The organism is Nitrospirota bacterium (assembly GCA_035516965.1).
In the GTDB taxonomy this organism is placed as follows: domain Bacteria; phylum Nitrospirota; class UBA9217; order UBA9217; family UBA9217; genus MHEA01.
The window spans coordinates 1-16,388 of the sequence record DATIZR010000097.1; the positions used below are offsets into that span (position 1 = coordinate 1).

Genomic DNA, 16,388 nt, shown 5'->3' on the forward strand with positions numbered 1-16,388 from the left:
CTGTTGTCGCCCGTGACCGCTGCGTTCCTTGTGTCGCTTGCGGCCCTGGCGCTTGCCGCGATCGCCGGCTGGATCGCCTATCGACGGGTCCGTTGACGACGGACGGATCACGAGCACGGTTCCTGCTCATTCTTGAGAAAAGATCGTTCAGTGACGAACAGTTCCAGGAGACAGCTGTAGAATCATTCCAATAAATAGGGAGGTAGTCGATGAAATCAGCATGGTCAATAGCGGCAATACTTGTTCTGGTCGCAGGTCTTACCTGTGCAGCGCACGCGAAGGAGAATCAGAAAGGCGACAGACCCGGCGGCGCAGTCGTCGAGGCGTCGAGCATAACGGCAACGGTGGAGTCAATCGACTATAAGGCCCGCACCGTGACCCTCAGGGGGCCGCATGGTGACCTTGTCAGTTTGAAGGTCGGAGAGGAGGCGAGGAATTTCAATCAGGTGAAAAAGGGCGACAAGGTCACGTTCGACTATTATGAGTCGGTCGCAATTGACATCCAGAAGTCTACAGGAGAACCGAAGGCCGAAGAAACGCAATCCTTGACCCGGGCAAAACCCGGAGCAAGGCCGGGAGGCACCATCGAGACCACGGGGCACATGACGGCGAGGGTCGAAGATATTGATTACCAGTCGCGGATGGTCACGCTCAAGATGCCGCAGGGTGACACCATGAGCCTTAAGGTAGGCGACCAGGTGAAGAGGTTCAACGAAATCAAGAAAGGCGATGAGGTTGTTGTGCGGTATACCCAGGCAGTTGCGATCTCCGTGCATACACCATAGCCGCTGCCTTGCCTTGTTTCGTGCTGCACAAGGGGAGGAAAATAAGGAAAGGTGAAAGATCGCGACTTTATGTTGACGTCCAAAACAGAAAGGAGAAAATATCATGAAAAGGTTTAATGCTTACGGATGGTTAATGGCAGTGCTCGGTTTGGTACTTCTGGTTTGCAGTTGTGCCTCCTATTACAAGGTGACGGACCCGCAAACCGGCAGTGTGTATTACACGGAAAAAGTTGATCAACTGACCGGTGGTGCGGTGAAACTGAAGGACGCACGGAGCGGCAGTTTGGTCACAATTCAGAATTCAGAAGTGAAGGAGATCAGCAGCACAGAGTATAAGGCAGGCCTGACTGCCCCGGTAGCCAAGCCGGTAGCAGCTCCCGTCGCAGCACCAGCTCCGGCAGCAACTCCAGCCCCGGCACCAGAGCCTGCAGCAGCACCCGCTCCGGCACCGGCCGCAGAGCCGAGTTCAGCTCCAAGCGGTACGAAATAACTTCATAGCCCCGCCCCGATTTGAACTCGGGGGCGGGGAATGTCATACGACTTATTGGGAAGAAAGCTGCGTCTCTGGTACGACACGCCTGAGGCACGCCAATGCCGGTCCGCAACAGGTACTGCAGCGGAGGAGACAGGCTGTGAAATACTGTTCCTTCAAACAGTTTCTGGAGCGCCGGGCAATGGGTTCCTCCAGCATCAGCCTTGTCCGGATCCTGGTTTATTTTGCGCTCCTCAGTACGGCTTCAGCAGGGGAGGTCCAGGGGCCGGCTGCAAAGGACCTCGAAGGAATAACGATCCACTCAGCATGGTTCCCTTCGGGGACCGTTACGCTCAAGAACGGCGAATATCGCGGTCCTGCTGCGCCGGGGTCCGTCACCGAGACGGTCGTGAGATTGACGGACCGACGTGCTTTCGGACCAATGAACGGGAAGGACTCCGCAGCAATCATTTTCGCGACGGACACCGGCGGCAGCGGCATGTTCTATGATCTGGCGCTGATCGTCAAGGGATCAGGAGGATGGGTATATGCCGATGCCACTCTCCTGGGCGACAGGATCAAGGTGCATTCCGTAGGCATCAAGGGCAATGAGATAATCGTAAGCATGTCCGCCCATGGCCCCGGTGACGCGATGTGTTGCCCCACCCGCGAGGTGACACGCCTTTTCCTGGTCCAGGCGGACCATCTTGTAGCGGAGCGCGATGCACGACCAGGCTCGCAGGACCCGGGGATCATTGGCGTTGTCTGGCAGTGGGTCCAGACACGGTATCATAACGACATCATGCTGAACCGTCCGGCCGATTCGACCGGTTACACGCTTCAGCTGAACTCCGATGGAACGGTCAGGGTCCGGGGAGACTGCAATGCAGGCGGGGGAGCCTTCACGATGACCGGCAGTATACTCTCCGTCAGAATCACCCATACGACCATGGCCGCCTGTCCTGAGGGTTCACTGGAAAGTCCCTTCGTTCGTGACCTCAATAGGGCAGCCGGGTTCCTTCTTAAAAACCGTGTTCTCTTTCTTGAGCTGGAAAACGATACCGGTACCATGGAGTTTCATGAAAAGCAAAAGAATGAAAAATAGACAGTTCATTTCTCATAACATAAGTTAATGTGTTTGGTTCAGAGAGACGCTGATAAGCGCGTGACAGCGTCGCGTCTTGAAAAGGGCATTCGACTCGGGCCGGAGGTGATCCACGGGAGGGAGGTCATGACCGCAGGGGAATCTTCACAATCACCTCCATCAAGGAGAAAGAAACAGCCGGGCAGGAGCCTGAAACGCATCGGATCGGTTACTGCCGCAATCGCCGTTCTGTACCTCCTGCTGCTCATTCCCTTCGACGATCGCGATCACGTCCCCGCCGTGGGCGGGCGGGCGGTGAAGCAGCCCTTTGTATGGGACCAGGACGAATACTGGGAGGCCCTGGAGGCCACATATCGAACGCTGAAGCAGGGGGGCTGTACGAGCGCCGTGCCGGCCCTGTCTTCGAAGTTCCAGAAAGCAAAAAGGATCCTGCACGAGATCGATGAAGCACGGACCTATCCCGACGATCCGGTATACCGCGAGCTCGAAGCAGTGGTGTTCGAGATGGGCACTGTGGTCGGCGCCTGCAATAGGCAGGTAACGGACTACCTCGGGTTGATCGCCGACATGCGTACCATTATCAAGAAACGGTCGGCAGACTGGGACATGAATTCCGCATCAACACGAATTACCCTGTACCGGCTTCTGTACGGCTCACGTGCCGCGGCCGAGGAGGTCATCCTGCAAACACCGGCGGGAACGGTGCCGAAGCTTGTTCCGGGAAAGGATGAGCCCGCCCGGACGCCCTGGGCGGACGTCCGCAATGTGCGCATCCACAGCGGCGACATTCTGGTGTCCCGCGGGGGTGCGCCCACATCGGCGCTCATTGCGAGGGGCAGCGATTACCCCGGCAACTTCTCGCACATCGCCTTCGTCTACGTGGATCCCGCAACGCGCACACCCTACATCGTGGAATCCCATATTGAACGGGGTGTCGTCGTTTCTACCGTGGAGCAGTATCTCGAGGACAAGAAACTGCGCGTCATGCTGCTGCGGCTGCGGAAAGACCTGCCGCAACTCACGAAGGACCCGATGATCCCGCATAAGGCCGCCGAGATTGCGTATAACAATGCAACGAAGAAGCATATCCCCTATGATTTCGAGATGAACTATCGCGAGCACTCGAAGCTGTTTTGTTCCGAAGTCGCTTCCGCCGCGTACGAGACCTTCGGCGTTAAACTCTGGATGGGGATATCCCATCTTTCTTCGCCCGGCCTTCAGCGATGGCTGAGCGATTTCGGCGTCCGATACTTCGAGACGCAGGAGCCGTCGGACCTCGAGTATGATCCCCAGCTCGTCGTCGTCGCGGAGTGGCGCGATCCCGAAACGCTCAAGAAAGACCATTATGACAATGCCGTGACAGAAGTGATGCTCGCGGGGGCTGAAGAAGGAGATGAGCTTTCGTATCAGTGGTACCTGTTGCCAGTGGTCAGGCTCGCAAAAGCGTACAGCGTGGTCCTGAACCTTATGGGGAAGGCAGGGCCGGTCCCGGAAGGCATGACATCTACTTCGGCGCTGCGGAACGTCTGGTATTCGGACAAGCACGAAACTATGCTGGTGCGGCTCTCGGCCAAGGCCGCGCAGTTCAACCGCGAACAGGGCTACGCTCCTCCCTACTGGGAGCTCGTCAATCTCGCGCGTTCCGCAAAGACCGAGATAGAACGGGAACAGCCGCGCTGGAGGAAGCGCAGTGTATTGCATGGCAACTGACAGAGCCCGGCATTCACTGCAGGGACCTCGCGGTATACCCGGTCCCGCTCAAAGGCCGTTGTTACCCGCTATTTCACCCGTGCAAGGAGGAACATACCCATGAAACGATCATGCATTTGTTTGATCACGATCCTGGCGCTCTGCATGATGTCCGTCACAACCGGCTGCACTGCCTTCCGGGTGAAACAGGACATCTGGCGGGTCGAGAGGGCTGTCGAGATCCGCGGCGAGGTCACCGGGGCGGACAAGGGAAAACCCGTCATCGTCGTGCTGGTCCGGGACGACGGGAGGAAGAAGGTGATCCGGAACTATTCCGTACGATATGGACCGGGGTCCTTTCGCTTCCTGCTGACGCCGGGCTCAGCCTATCTCTTTGCTTTCGAGGACCGGAACGGGGACCTGCACTACCAGAAGGGCGAACGGGCCGCATGGTTCGGCGGCACCACACCCCAGAAGATCACCCTGAAGGACGGAGAGATAAGCGAAGGACTGGTCATCAAGCTGTCCATGGACGTTCCCGAGGGGACCGATGAGGTGGTTCGACCTGAGAAAACGGAGGAAGAGGCGACGCTTGGGCGGGTCAAGGTCAGCCGCGGCCAGGTCGTGAGCCTCGATGACCCGCGGTTCACGGAAGACAAAGGCAAGGAGGGCCTGTGGCAGCCGGTGCACTCCGCCATCCTGAACGGATACGGCCTCTACTTCCTCGGGCCCTATGACCCGGCCAGGGTCCCGGTGGTCTTTGTGCATGGCGTCGGCGGCTACGCGCAGGAGTTCCGCACGATCATCGAGCACCTGGACAAAACGAAGTTCCAGCCCTGGGTATTTCAATACCCTTCGGGGCTCGGGCTCGATGTGCTGGGCAATGAGCTGGTACAGGCGATTGTCGAGCTCTATGCGAAGTACCGCTTCGACCGCCTGGTCATCGTTGCCCACAGCATGGGAGGCCTGGTCTCCCGGGCTGCCGTTAACCAGATCGTGAACCAGTACCCGAACCATCCTATCAAACTCTTTGTGTCGATCTCGACGCCCTGGGATGGCGTTGATACGGCCCGGCTGGGCGTCGATTATTCGCCCGTCGTGGTACCCGCATGGAAAGACGTGGTGCCAGAAAGTCCGTTCCTCCAGGGGCTCTTCGAGCGGCCGCTGTCTCCCTCGGTGCCTTATTACCTGATGTTCGGCGTCGTTGGCGGGGACGGCACGGATGGCTCCGTTCCGCTGACGAGTGTGATTTCCCTGCACGCCCAGGATGACGCAATCCGCATCTACGGTTATCCGGAAACACACACGAGCATCCTGCGGAGCAGCGCGATGATCGAGCGGCTGAACACTCTTCTCAGGCAGAAGGCCTTATAACAACACGCTCCGGATCGGCATTTTCGATCGGGTGATCACGATCCTGTCCCTGCCCACGGTCAGGAAACATGACAATGGGTTGGAACTGTTCAGGGCGTCCGTACCCGGGAGAGGGCTTATGGATTCATCGAACACAAGGTCGCGCGACCGGTCCGTCGGGGATCACATCCGCGCTCATCGTTATCGTCTCATAATACCGGTGATCGCTGCGGCAGTGATCGTTGTCGCTGCGCTCTGGGCGGTCATCGCTTCCCTGCGTCCGCTTCCGCCGCGAACCGTGACCATGGCCACCGGACCTGAGGGGGGCTCGCATTATGATATCGGGAAACGCTACCGAGAACTTCTCGCACACGAGGGGATCAAGCTGCAGCTGCTGACGACCGCGGGAGACCTGGAGAACCTGGCACTGCTGCGTGATCCCCGGTCGCGCGTGGAAGTTGCCTTTCTGCAGAGCGGCATCACGAGTGAAAAGGCATCTCCTGATCTCGAGTCTCTCGGCGCGGTATTCTATGAACCCCTCTGGTTCTTTTATCGAGGCGTCATCCCGGGCAAGAGATTGGAGGCTCTGCGGGGCCGGAAAATATCGATCGGTCCAGAGGGCAGCGGCACAAGAGCGCTGGCGCTTGAACTTCTCGCCCGGAATGGAATCGACCAGCGTTTCGCACATCTGCTTCCGCTTGCGCCCCGGGAGGCCGGAGAAAATCTGCTCCGGGGCGAGATCGATGCCGCGCTCATGGTCGCATCCTGGGACTCTCCCGTGGTACAGCGATTAATCTCAGACAAGAACATTAACCTCGCGAGCTTCCCCCGTGCCGACGCCTATGTTGCGCTGTATCCCTTCCTGAATAAGCTGACGGTGCCTGCCGGCGTGGGCGACCTGGCGAAGAACCGGCCGCCTACGGACGTGACCCTCTTTGCACCGAAAGCCAGCCTCGTGGTGCGCAAAGACCTTCATCCGGCGATACAGTACCTGCTGCTCGACGCCGCAGCGCAGATCCATTCCGGACCGGGGATATTTCAGAAATCAGGACAGTTTCCTGCCGCTGAATCGATAGATCTTCCTCTCAGCGACGAGGCCCGCCAGTTCTACAAGTCGGGACGTCCTTTCCTCCAGCGCCACCTCCCATTCTGGCTGGCAGTTTTGATCGACCGGCTGCTCATCCTGCTCATTCCGTTGTTCGGCGTGATCTATCCGTTGCTGCGGTTAATGCCGGCCATATACGGCTGGGAAATGCGGTGGCGGATCTTCCGGCTGTACCGCGAATTGAGAACCCTTGAGAAAGACCTGGAATCCCGCGGCGCGGGAGAGGCTATTGGAGATCTGAACAAGTGGCTTGAACGGCTTGAAGAGAAGGCAAATCGTCTTCGCGTGCCTCTGTTCTACGCGAACCAGTTGTATACGTTGCGTATGCACATCACGCTGGTCCGCGAGCGGCTCATGAGGTGGGAGGGGTCGGCGAACGAAGATTGATGATGTGGCCCGGACATAGAGACAACTCGATGGGTGCATGGATGACAGGTCCATGGTGGTCCCGCGCGAAGCAAGTAGCTGTGCTCCTGTCATGGTGCCTTGCGCTTACGATGATATTCGCAGTTGCCGGGACGGCGCAGGCGCAGCAGCTCGAACCCCGGGCTTACTCGCCGGCGCCGGTGGGCCTGAACTTCCTCGGCCTGGGCTACCTTTTCTCGAGCGGCGGGGTGGTCACCGACCCTGCTTCGCTGATACAGAACGTCCAAGCCAGGGTCTCCGCCGTGGGACCCTACTACGGGCATACGTTCGGCCTCTTCGGCCGTCTGGCGAACGTGACCGTAGCGACGCCTCTCGCTGAGGCTCATGTCCATGGCGATGTGCAGGATGTGGGCCGCAGCGTCGAACGTTCCGGGCTGCTTGACCCTCAGGTGCGGTTCGCCGTGAACCTGTTGGGCGGGCCGGCGCTGACGCCGCAGGAATTCCGCGAGCACAGACCTGAGACAACCCTGGGTGCAAGCCTCATCGTCAGTGCCCCTCTCGGGGAGTACGATTCAACGAAGCTGGTCAACCTCGGCACCAACCGATGGGCATGCAAGCCCGAACTGGGGCTTTCGCAGCCGGCAGGCAACTGGACCTTCGAGCTCTACGCGGGAGTCTGGCTGTTCGAGGCCAACGACAACTTCTTCGGCGGCCAGGTGCGGAGGCAGGACCCGCTTGCGTCGTACCAGGCGCACATCGTATACGAGGTGCGCCCGCGGCTATGGGCAGCCGCCGATTTCACTTACTATGCAGGCGGTGAGACCACGGTCAACGGCAATCCGCAGAACGACCGGCAGGGCAATACCCGCGGCGGGCTGACGCTCTCGTTCCCGATCAAGCAGGACCAGTCCCTTAAACTAACGTGGGCGCGGGGAGTGTCGACAAGGGTCGGCTCGAGTTTCGACACAATGGGTATTGCCTGGCAGTGGACCTGGCTTTAACCGGGATGGGCGGTCTGTCCCGCGGTCCTTTGGTAAAAGAGGAGTGTAGAGGAGGAGAAAAGTCAGGGATGTATTTCTTCGCCGCCATCCAAGAATTTCTCTGTGTGCTCTGCGGTTCAACGGAGACAATGCGGAAAGCAGTTGCAGGAGGACGATCATGATAAAGAAATTGCTGGTACAACTGAACAGGGCTGCCGGCTGGAAGAAGGGCGGGGGCCTCTTCATCTTTGCCGTCCTCCTGGGCGCGATGGCGCATCCCAGCTTCGCCGAGAACGCAGATGCCGCAAAAGCTGTCAAGCCCCGGCCGCGCATCGGTCTTGTGCTCTCCGGCGGCGGCGCCCGCGGAGCAGCGCACATCGGCGTGCTGAAGGTGCTGGAAGAGCTGCGCGTACCTGTCGATTACATTGCCGGGACCAGCATGGGCTCGATCGTGGGCGGATCCTACGCCTCGGGCAACTCCATCGACCAGATGCTGCGCGACATCAGCACCATCAAGTCGGCAGACCTGGCAACGGACGCCCCGCCGCGGCGGGATGTCTCGGTGCGGCGCAAGCAGGACGACCTGCTGAACTACATCGGACCCGAAATGGGATTCCGCGGCGGATCACTGCTCCTGCCGAAGGGCGTCGTGACCGGCGTGGGCCTGGAGGCTGTCCTGCGCGATCTGGCCAAGGTCAAAGGCTCCGTCGACTTCGATAAGCTGCCGATCCCGTTCCGCGCAGTGGCAACCGACATCGAGACCGGCAAGATGACGGTATTCCGCTCGGGCGACCTGGCTGCCGTCATGCGCGCCAGCATGTCGGTGCCGGGAGCGATAGCGCCGGCCGAGGTGGACGGCAGGGCGCTGGTTGACGGAGGCCTTACGCGCAACCTGCCGGTGGACGTGGCGCGCGATATGGGCGCCGACATTGTCATTGCCGTGAACCTCGGCACGCCGCTCATGCCGCGCGACCAGATCAGCTCGCTGCTCGGCGTCACGGGCCAGATGATCAACATCCTGACCGAACAGAACGTGCAGGCATCGCTTGCTTCGCTCAAACCCGACGACATCCTCATCCTGCCCGAGCTGGGGGATTACTCCTCGACCGATTTTGACCACATGCCGGACACCGTGCCCATCGGCGAGGCTGCCGCGCGAAAGGTCCGGGACCGGCTTGCGCGCTACAGCCTGTCGCCGGAGCAGTATGCGGAGCACCGCCGCCGGCAGAAGGGTGTGGAAGCCGCCGCCCCGAAGGTGATCGACGAGATCCGTGTCGAAGGTCTGAAGCGCGTCAATCCCGCTGTCATTGAGGAGACCATGGAGACGCAAACGGGCAAGCCGCTGGATACGAAGGTACTGGACGCTGATATGCGGCGCCTCTACGGGCGGGGGGATTTCGAGCATGTCGGGTATCGGCTGATCGAGGAGCCGGGGAAGCGCATCCTGGTCGTCGACGCGGTGGAGAAATCCTGGGGGCCCAATTATGTGCGTTTAGGCCTCGGGCTGTCCTCTGAATCCGGCGGCGACTCGTACTTCAATGTGCTCGCCAGCCATCGGATGACGTGGCTCAACTCGCTGGGGGCCGAATGGAAGAACGATGTCCAGATGGGGCAGGCGACCAGGCTCGCCTCGGAGTTCTACCAGCCCTTGTCCGTCAACCGGTACCTCTTCGTAGCGCCGACGGTGGAGTATGACCAATATTACTTGCAGATATTCCATGGGGGCATACCGCTCGCCAAGTACAACATTCGCAGCACCACCGCGGGGTTAGATCTGGGCAGTCAGATCACCAAGTACGGCGAATTGCGCGTCGGCCTTGTGTACGGCCCGCGCACATTCACCTTGAACACGGGTCCTGCGGAACTGGCCCCGGCAGACGGCCAGGCTGACATCGGCGCGGTGCGTGCCCGTCTGCGCATCGACCAGTTGGACAGCGTCAAATTCCCGCGCAGCGGCTATGCCGCTTTTGCGGATATCCTAGACTCGCAAACCGGGCTGGGCGCCCGCGACGACTATACGCGCTGGGAGGCCAGTGTTGTTTCCGCAGTCTCCTTCGGCGACAACACCGTGCAGGTCGCGCTCAAGGGGGGCGGCGCGGTCGGCTCTTCCAAGCTGCCTGTTTACGACCAGTTCTCCTTCGGCGGGTTCCTGCAATTGTCAGGTTACCAGACCGGACAGTTCTATGGTGAGTCCCTGACCTTCGGGCGGCTGATGTATTACCGGAAACTGACCAAGGCGGTGCTGACGGAAGGCGTGTATGCCGGCGCTTCCCTCGAGGCCGGCCGGATCGGCGGCCAGTTGGTCTCCGGCAACCCGACCGGCGTGCTCGAGGCGGGATCGCTGTTCCTGGCGGCTGATACGCCGCTTGGCCCGGTGTACCTCGCTTACGGCATAGCGCAGGACAGCAACAGGACTGTTTACTTCTTTCTCGGCCTGCCCTACTTTTAACCATTGGCAAGGACCGTTTTTCCGGGAATGCGGGGAGCAATGGTGCGAGAGCATGCCCCGGGTTATACTCTCGATCCTCTCAGGGGCACCGATCGTATCTTCGTTGTGGCTGATCTGGTCCGGAATGTTTTTTACGACCAGCATGTAGTGGTAGTACGGACGCCACGGATCCCCCCCCCCGATGGTATCGTCTGAGCATTCTGCTCATGACGAGGCATTCTCTCCTGTCAACGAATAAGAAGTGTAGCCGGTCGGCAAGCCCGTACGTTGACAGGGGATGAGCGTGGAGTTATGATTCAGTTGATGAGATCTATGCCCGGGAATAACAACGGAGGAACTGTATGAAAAGGATAGGAACTGCATTGCTTACCCTGTCGGTGAGTGCTTCGCTGATTGCCTTGCCTGCGTGTACTACCGTCAACCCCTATACCGAAGAGAAGCAGACATCCAAGGCTGCCGAGGGCGCGACCATAGGCGGCGTTGTAGGCGCCATATTGGGTGCGGCAACGGCCAGCAGGGGGAATCGCGCGGAAATGGCGCTGATCGGCGCCGGCGTCGGTGCCATTGCCGGCGGCGGCGCGGGCTATTACATGGATGTGCAGGAGGCCAAACTGCGCCAGAAACTGGAAGGCACGGGCGTGCATGTGGTGCGCAGCGGCAACGAGATCCGCCTCGTGATGCCGGGTGACGTCACCTTTGAGACCAATAGCGCCAGCCTCGATTCAAAATTTTTTGACGTGCTGGATTCCGTCACCACGGTGCTCCAGGAATATAAGTCAACGCTGGTCACCGTGGCGGGGTATACCGACAGCACGGGCGCGGCCGATTATAACCAGAAGCTTTCGGAGAAACGGGCTACCACCGTGGCCCTGTATCTCCACAGCAGGGGAGTGGCCAAGGAGCGTCTGGCGGCCATCGGCCATGGTGAAGCACACCCCGTTGCAGGCAACGATACTGCCGAAGGCCGGGCAAGGAATCGCCGCGTCGAGATCACACTGGACCCGATCACCAAATGAAACATGCAGCCGCGGGGGCGGGAGATATCCCCCCTTCGTGGTAGGACGCCTCACTTCCTTCGCTTCTCCGCGTGACCAGAAAGAATGTTGACCGCCTCCCCGATCCGCATGCGGCAGTCACCCGCGCTTAGCCGTTAACATTGGTTTACCGGAAAAGGGACGGGTTTGATGATTGCTCCAAAGCCTGCTATACTAAATACAGGCTTACCCGGGAGGGGGAGACGAGGCATGCACAGGAAGGACCATCGCCATTTGCACAGGAATGAAAAGCGCCAATATGAAAAGATAACACGAGATCGCATCACCGTGATGATCAGGGCAGCCGTCGATAGCGGAGCAGACATCTCCGGCGAAAACCCCTGGCATATCGATGCAGGACGGCATGGTATTTTACTTCAGGCCGAATGGAATGAAACCGCGTCAACATTAACCGTATCGATTACCCATCACAACTGGTACGTGCCCCGCGATGAAGTCTGGGAAGCCATCGATTCTCTCATGGACCCAGTCACGAAAAGGGACATTCCATGACGCAAACATGCGTGCACGGTGATCATCCTCCCTAGAATCTGCTGCTGTCCCTCCATACAGACCGGTGCCCTCGATAGGCGTCCAGAGAGCGCTTCTCTTCTCGGCGCAGGGCAGCATCCCGTCGTTACCTCTGCTATCAAACTCCCATTCCTGAACTTCAAATCCTTCATGCGGACATTCAGCTCAATCTCGTTTTATGATCCAGATACAACGATCTTTCACCATATAAACGTAGCCGCACTCCATGCCGGAGTCGCTCCGCGCTCTTCCGCAAGCCATTGACATAAACGTCCTTCACCTTCTTCGCTGCACCATGGCGAGGAATCGTGGGGCAGCGGTCGAAATCTTCTAAGTTGCAATAGGTCAAGATCTTCCGGTTATCGACGGCAGCTGCCATCACCCCTTGCAATCATCCCGGCATGGGAATAGTGCAGGTTCATTACAAATTCATGGTTCAGCCTTGCTCCGGGATCGTGCCTATGAGAAAACTAATGTTTACTTGACACCGCAGCGAAACTTTGGTAGTTTGATGAAACGGCAGGCACATGCACGCTATGTTACATTTTGCTCTTCGCGGCGATGCGTGACAGCAGGCGTATGCTGGACGTTCGAGGCCTGGTGGGGAAGGGCAGAACGCCTTCCCCTGCCTCCAGAAGCGTCCAGGAGACGGATCCATCTTGAGTGCTGGCAGCCCCCGAGGAGAGCCAACGATGCCGTCAAACGCACCAGCCCTTGGTAAGAATAAGAGAATATTTATTGTCGAAGACGACCCCGGCATGGTGAGGCTTCACTTGGCGTTTCTCTCGGGTCTTTTCGAGGTCGTCATACGGCTTTGCGGCTCGGATGCCATACAGTATTTGAGAAAGAACCATCCCATCGATCTTGCCGTAATAGACATGAAGCTGCCGGACATATCGGGACTCGAAGTTCTCAAGGAAATAAAACAAAAGCTGCCCAGTGTCCCGGCGATCATTATCACCGGTTTTGGCAGCGAGGATGTCGCGGTGAAGGCCTTTCGGTGCGGGGCCCGCGACTACGTCAAAAAACCCTTCATCTATCATGAGCTGATTAAAAGGATCAATTTCTGCCTGTCGCTCAATATCATTGAACAGGAGAAACACAGAAACGTCCTGACCAACGAGTCGGAGGAATTTACGGAGACGCTTATCCGCGACGCGAAGGGGTCAAGAAACTATTACGTTCAGCAGGCCCAGAAATTCATCCATAACAATTTTTCTGCTGATATCACCCTCGAACAGGTGGCGAACACCGCATGCCTGTCGAAGTATCATTTTTCCCGTGTCTTCAAAGAAACGACCGGATTGACGTATCAGAGCTATCTCAATCGCGTACGAATAGAGCAGGCGAAAAAATTCCTCGATGACAACTCCCTGTCGATCACCGATGTGGGATATTGCGCCGGCTACGCCGATCTCACGCATTTTACGAGGATATTCAAGAAGCTTGTCGGCTCCACTCCCAGCCAATACCGGCGTCAAAGGACCTCGCAGTACTCTGTTCCAAAATAAGAGAAGAAACACCGCTTAGCCCTTCCCTGACATCTCCTCAACTTTATTTTCTTCCTCAGTCCAAATGCTCATGTCGTCGCGCTATCCGAGCCCGGTTGATCTCCAGTCAGCTGATCTCTGGTGTCGGGACGATGAAATAGCAACAAAAGTTGAATCAATGAGCAATAAATGCCGAGACAGCGCCTGATGTATGTGTGATAATCGTTCACGGTGAAGTGATTATCGGGTTATTGCTCCCGTTCGCCTTTGTCCGCGCTCCGGTTCTGGAGGAATCTGTACCAGCGGACCGGTACTGGGATTGGGATGCCCTGGTATCCGCATCGGGCTTTCCTCATCGGCTTCGGGCCGGCGTGGGACCCCCGGTCATGCGAGTGCTTCGACAGCCTGCACTGGTTTCCTGATGTCCATTCTTACGGCGGAGCGCTGAACGCGAAATGACAATGATAGGGATCACCCTGGACGATCGATTCACGGCGGTTCTGCGGTCAGCGGGCAGGGCCGTCATGGACGTGTATCGCTCCCCGTTCTCCGTTGAACAAAAAAACGACAAAAGCCCCGTGACGCTGGCAGACCGCCGTTCCCATGAGATCCTGACCGCGTTCCTGAAGAAGCACTATCTCTATCCTGTCCTGAGCGAGGAGGGGAGGGACATCCCTTACGAAGAGCGCCGAAACTGGGAAACCTTCTGGCTCGTCGATCCGCTGGACGGGACCAAGGAGTTCATCAAGCGGAATGGGGAGTTCACGATCAACGTTGCTCTCATTCACCAGAACCGCCCCGTGTTCGGGGTCGTCTATGCGCCGGCGAAAGATATCCTGTATCACGCGGAGCGGGGCGGCGGGGCCCGCAGGGTCGAGCGGGGCAAGACACAGTCTCTTCCCCTCCAGCCGGTGAGGGACGCCTTCGTGGTCGTCGGGAGCCGGTCCCACGCAATGCAGGAGTTCGAGGAATATGTCGCCGCGGTGAGGAAACGCCTCGGAGAGGTCACGCTCATCAGCGCGGGCAGCTCCCTTAAGTTCTGTTTGATCGCCGAAGGCGCCGCAGACGTTTATCCGCGTCATGGCAACACCATGGAGTGGGACACGGCGGCAGGCCAGGCGATCGTGGAAGAAGCGGGCGGCAGCGTCATCAATCCCGAAACGGGCATGCCGCTCGCCTATAACAAGGAAAGCCTGCTGAACCCCCACTTTGTCGCATACAGGAGCAAGGAAGTATGGACGTCACTGCACAATCGGCAGATCTGATCCCTCCTTACGGGGGGGCGCTGGTGAACCTGATGAGCGAAGGCGAAGCGCGCGACGAGCTGCTCTCCCGGGCAAAGCACCTTCCCTCAGTCCAGATCTCACTTCGCTCGATGTGCGACCTTGAACAGCTCGCTGTCGGGGCATTTTCCCCCCTTGACCGCTTTATGGGTGAGCAGGATTATCGGAGCGTCCTCGCATCCCTGCGGCTTGCAGACGGAACGATCTTCCCGATGCCGGTCACCCTCCCGATCGACTCTTCGCAGAACGTCGTCATCGGCCGCGAGATCGGGCTCAGAAGCCCGACGAACGAGGTCCTTGCCGTCATGCGCGTCGACGAGGTCTATTCCTGGGACCTGGAGGAAGAGGCCGCCAGGGTCGCCGGAACGGCCGAGTCGCGCCATCCCTTTGTTTCAGAAATGCATACCTGGGGCAAACGCTGCATTTCCGGACCGCTCACGGTCGTAAACCTCCCCCGGCACCGGGACTTTCCCACGCTCCGCAGGACGCCTGCCGAGGTACGGTGTCTTCTTGCCCGCATGGGACGGCCGAACGTCGCCGGATACCAGCCGCGGCATCTTATGCACCGGGCCCACGAAGCCCTCACCAAGTCCGTCGCCGAGCAGATCAACGGATCGATCCTGATCAACCCCGCTGCGGGCACGACAGGGTACAGCGACGGGGAGCATTATTCGCGCATCCGCTGCTACAAGGCCCTCATCGAGGGCCGCTATGATCCTTCCGGGACGCTCCTGAACCTGATGCCGCTCGCCGTCCGCCTGGCAGGGCCCCGGGCCGGCCTCTGGCAGGGCATCATCAACCGGAACTACGGCGTAAGTCACTTCATTATCGGGAGCGACCCGCACTGCGTGCTCCCCGATGCGCACGGCAAGGCATTTCATGAATACCCCCGCGCAGACCAGGAACTGTACCGCAATCTCGAGCAGGAAGCTGGTCTTCGTATGATCCCCCTGCGGGAAATGGTCTACCTGCCGGAGGGAAACAGGTATGAGATCTCGGAGCATGCGATGGTTCGCAAGGAGCGGTACATTCGGGTCTCGGCAACACGGATCATCGAGGAATCTGAATTCCAGGGGAAGCCGCTACCCGAGTGGTTCACCTATCCCGAAGTAGCCAGGATCATCCGGGAGGCCAATCCTCCCAAGTTGCATCAGGGCTTCTGTGTATGGCTCACGGGCCTTCCGAGCTCGGGAAAATCAACGATCGCGGACCACCTCGAGCCGATGCTCATGGCGCGCGGGAAGAAGGTCACGCTCCTTGATGGTGATGTGGTCCGGACCCACCTTACCCGGGGGCTCGGTTTCAGCAAGGAAGACCGCCTGACGAACATTCTGCGCGTAGGATTTGTAGCGGCGGAGATCGTCCGTCACAACGGCGTGGCAATCTGCGCGCTCATCAGCCCTTACTGCGCCGCCCGCCACCAGGTGCGCGCCATGATGGGACAGGGAAAGTTCATCGAGGTCTTCGTTGACACTCCCGTGGCCGTGTGCGAAACGCGGGATGTAAAAGGTATGTACAGCCAGGCACGGCGGGGCACCCTCAAGGGATTCACCGGCGTCGACGATGCCTATGAACCGCCCGAGTCACCGGAGATCCGCATCAATACCACGAGTGACTCCCCCGAAGCGAGCGCCCGCGCGATCATCGCATTCCTGGAAGAGCAGGGATTCGTAGAGCGGGAATCACCGGTCAGCGGGGCGGTCATCGGGGAATCTCTGGGCTACCGGCTCCCGGCCCATCAATAAC

At 59.0% G+C, this 16,388-nt stretch carries 13 protein-coding genes; all 13 read left to right on the forward strand.

Annotation, left to right across the window (positions count from 1 at the left end; translation table 11 throughout):
• Positions 1–209 precede the first annotated feature (209 nt).
• The 13 genes from VL197_14725 (at position 210) to VL197_14785 (ending at position 16,387) form a co-directional block, all read left to right on the forward strand.
• Positions 210–785, forward strand: a complete 576-nt coding sequence (locus VL197_14725; protein HUJ19235.1) for a hypothetical protein — start codon at positions 210–212, stop codon at positions 783–785.
• 103 nt (positions 786–888) lie between these two features.
• A complete protein-coding gene (locus VL197_14730; protein HUJ19236.1) occupies positions 889–1,275 on the forward strand; it encodes a hypothetical protein in 387 nt (128 codons plus the stop codon).
• A gap of 142 nt (positions 1,276–1,417) precedes the next feature.
• Positions 1,418–2,362, forward strand: a complete 945-nt coding sequence (locus VL197_14735) for an META domain-containing protein (protein ID HUJ19237.1) — start codon at positions 1,418–1,420, stop codon at positions 2,360–2,362.
• A 126-nt stretch (positions 2,363–2,488) separates the two neighbouring features.
• Positions 2,489–4,072 carry a YiiX/YebB-like N1pC/P60 family cysteine hydrolase gene (locus tag VL197_14740; protein HUJ19238.1) on the forward strand — a complete coding sequence of 528 codons (1,584 nt, stop codon included), beginning with the start codon at positions 2,489–2,491 and terminating at the stop codon, positions 4,070–4,072.
• Positions 4,073–4,171: 99 nt separating this feature from the next.
• Positions 4,172–5,425 carry an alpha/beta fold hydrolase gene (locus VL197_14745; protein ID HUJ19239.1) on the forward strand — a complete coding sequence of 418 codons (1,254 nt, stop codon included), beginning with the start codon at positions 4,172–4,174 and terminating at the stop codon, positions 5,423–5,425.
• A gap of 118 nt (positions 5,426–5,543) precedes the next feature.
• Complete coding sequence (locus VL197_14750; protein ID HUJ19240.1) at positions 5,544–6,896, forward strand: TAXI family TRAP transporter solute-binding subunit; 1,353 nt, start codon at positions 5,544–5,546, stop codon at positions 6,894–6,896.
• 80 nt (positions 6,897–6,976) lie between these two features.
• The gene (locus VL197_14755; GenBank protein ID HUJ19241.1) at positions 6,977–7,876 is read left to right on the forward strand and encodes a transporter; all 900 of its coding nucleotides are present in this window, start codon (positions 6,977–6,979) and stop codon (positions 7,874–7,876) included.
• A gap of 157 nt (positions 7,877–8,033) precedes the next feature.
• Positions 8,034–10,304 (forward strand): patatin-like phospholipase family protein, encoded by a 2,271-nt coding sequence (locus VL197_14760; GenBank protein HUJ19242.1) that lies wholly within the window; start codon positions 8,034–8,036, stop codon positions 10,302–10,304.
• 341 nt (positions 10,305–10,645) lie between these two features.
• Positions 10,646–11,320: an OmpA family protein gene (locus VL197_14765; protein HUJ19243.1), complete on the forward strand. Its 675-nt coding sequence runs from the start codon at positions 10,646–10,648 to the stop codon at positions 11,318–11,320.
• Between the two features lie 228 nt (positions 11,321–11,548).
• Entirely contained in the window at positions 11,549–11,851 is a 303-nt protein-coding gene (locus tag VL197_14770; GenBank protein ID HUJ19244.1) for a hypothetical protein, read from the forward strand.
• Positions 11,852–12,561: 710 nt separating this feature from the next.
• A complete protein-coding gene (locus tag VL197_14775; GenBank protein ID HUJ19245.1) occupies positions 12,562–13,380 on the forward strand; it encodes a DNA-binding response regulator in 819 nt (272 codons plus the stop codon).
• 434 nt (positions 13,381–13,814) lie between these two features.
• The gene (gene cysQ / locus VL197_14780; protein ID HUJ19246.1) at positions 13,815–14,624 is read left to right on the forward strand and encodes a 3'(2'),5'-bisphosphate nucleotidase CysQ; all 810 of its coding nucleotides are present in this window, start codon (positions 13,815–13,817) and stop codon (positions 14,622–14,624) included.
• A complete protein-coding gene (locus VL197_14785; GenBank protein ID HUJ19247.1) occupies positions 14,594–16,387 on the forward strand; it encodes a bifunctional sulfate adenylyltransferase/adenylylsulfate kinase in 1,794 nt (597 codons plus the stop codon). Before cysQ ends, VL197_14785 begins: the two co-directional genes overlap by 31 nt.
• The last annotated feature ends 1 nt before the right edge of the window (position 16,388 follow it).

Excerpts from the sequence above, each read along its gene's own strand:
- VL197_14725 (HUJ19235.1), top strand. The coding sequence starts at position 210 with ATGAAATCAGCATGGTCAATAGCGGCAATACTTGTTCTGGTCGCAGGT.
- VL197_14730 (HUJ19236.1), top strand. The coding sequence starts at position 889 with ATGAAAAGGTTTAATGCTTACGGATGGTTAATGGCAGTGCTCGGTTTG.
- VL197_14740 (HUJ19238.1), top strand. The coding sequence starts at position 2,489 with ATGACCGCAGGGGAATCTTCACAATCACCTCCATCAAGGAGAAAGAAA.
- VL197_14745 (HUJ19239.1), top strand. The coding sequence starts at position 4,172 with ATGAAACGATCATGCATTTGTTTGATCACGATCCTGGCGCTCTGCATG.
- VL197_14750 (HUJ19240.1), top strand. The coding sequence starts at position 5,544 with ATGGATTCATCGAACACAAGGTCGCGCGACCGGTCCGTCGGGGATCAC.
- VL197_14760 (HUJ19242.1), top strand. The coding sequence starts at position 8,034 with ATGATAAAGAAATTGCTGGTACAACTGAACAGGGCTGCCGGCTGGAAG.
- VL197_14765 (HUJ19243.1), top strand. The coding sequence starts at position 10,646 with ATGAAAAGGATAGGAACTGCATTGCTTACCCTGTCGGTGAGTGCTTCG.
- VL197_14770 (HUJ19244.1), top strand. The coding sequence starts at position 11,549 with ATGCACAGGAAGGACCATCGCCATTTGCACAGGAATGAAAAGCGCCAA.
- VL197_14775 (HUJ19245.1), top strand. The coding sequence starts at position 12,562 with ATGCCGTCAAACGCACCAGCCCTTGGTAAGAATAAGAGAATATTTATT.
- cysQ (HUJ19246.1), top strand. The coding sequence starts at position 13,815 with ATGACAATGATAGGGATCACCCTGGACGATCGATTCACGGCGGTTCTG.
- VL197_14785 (HUJ19247.1), top strand. The coding sequence starts at position 14,594 with ATGGACGTCACTGCACAATCGGCAGATCTGATCCCTCCTTACGGGGGG.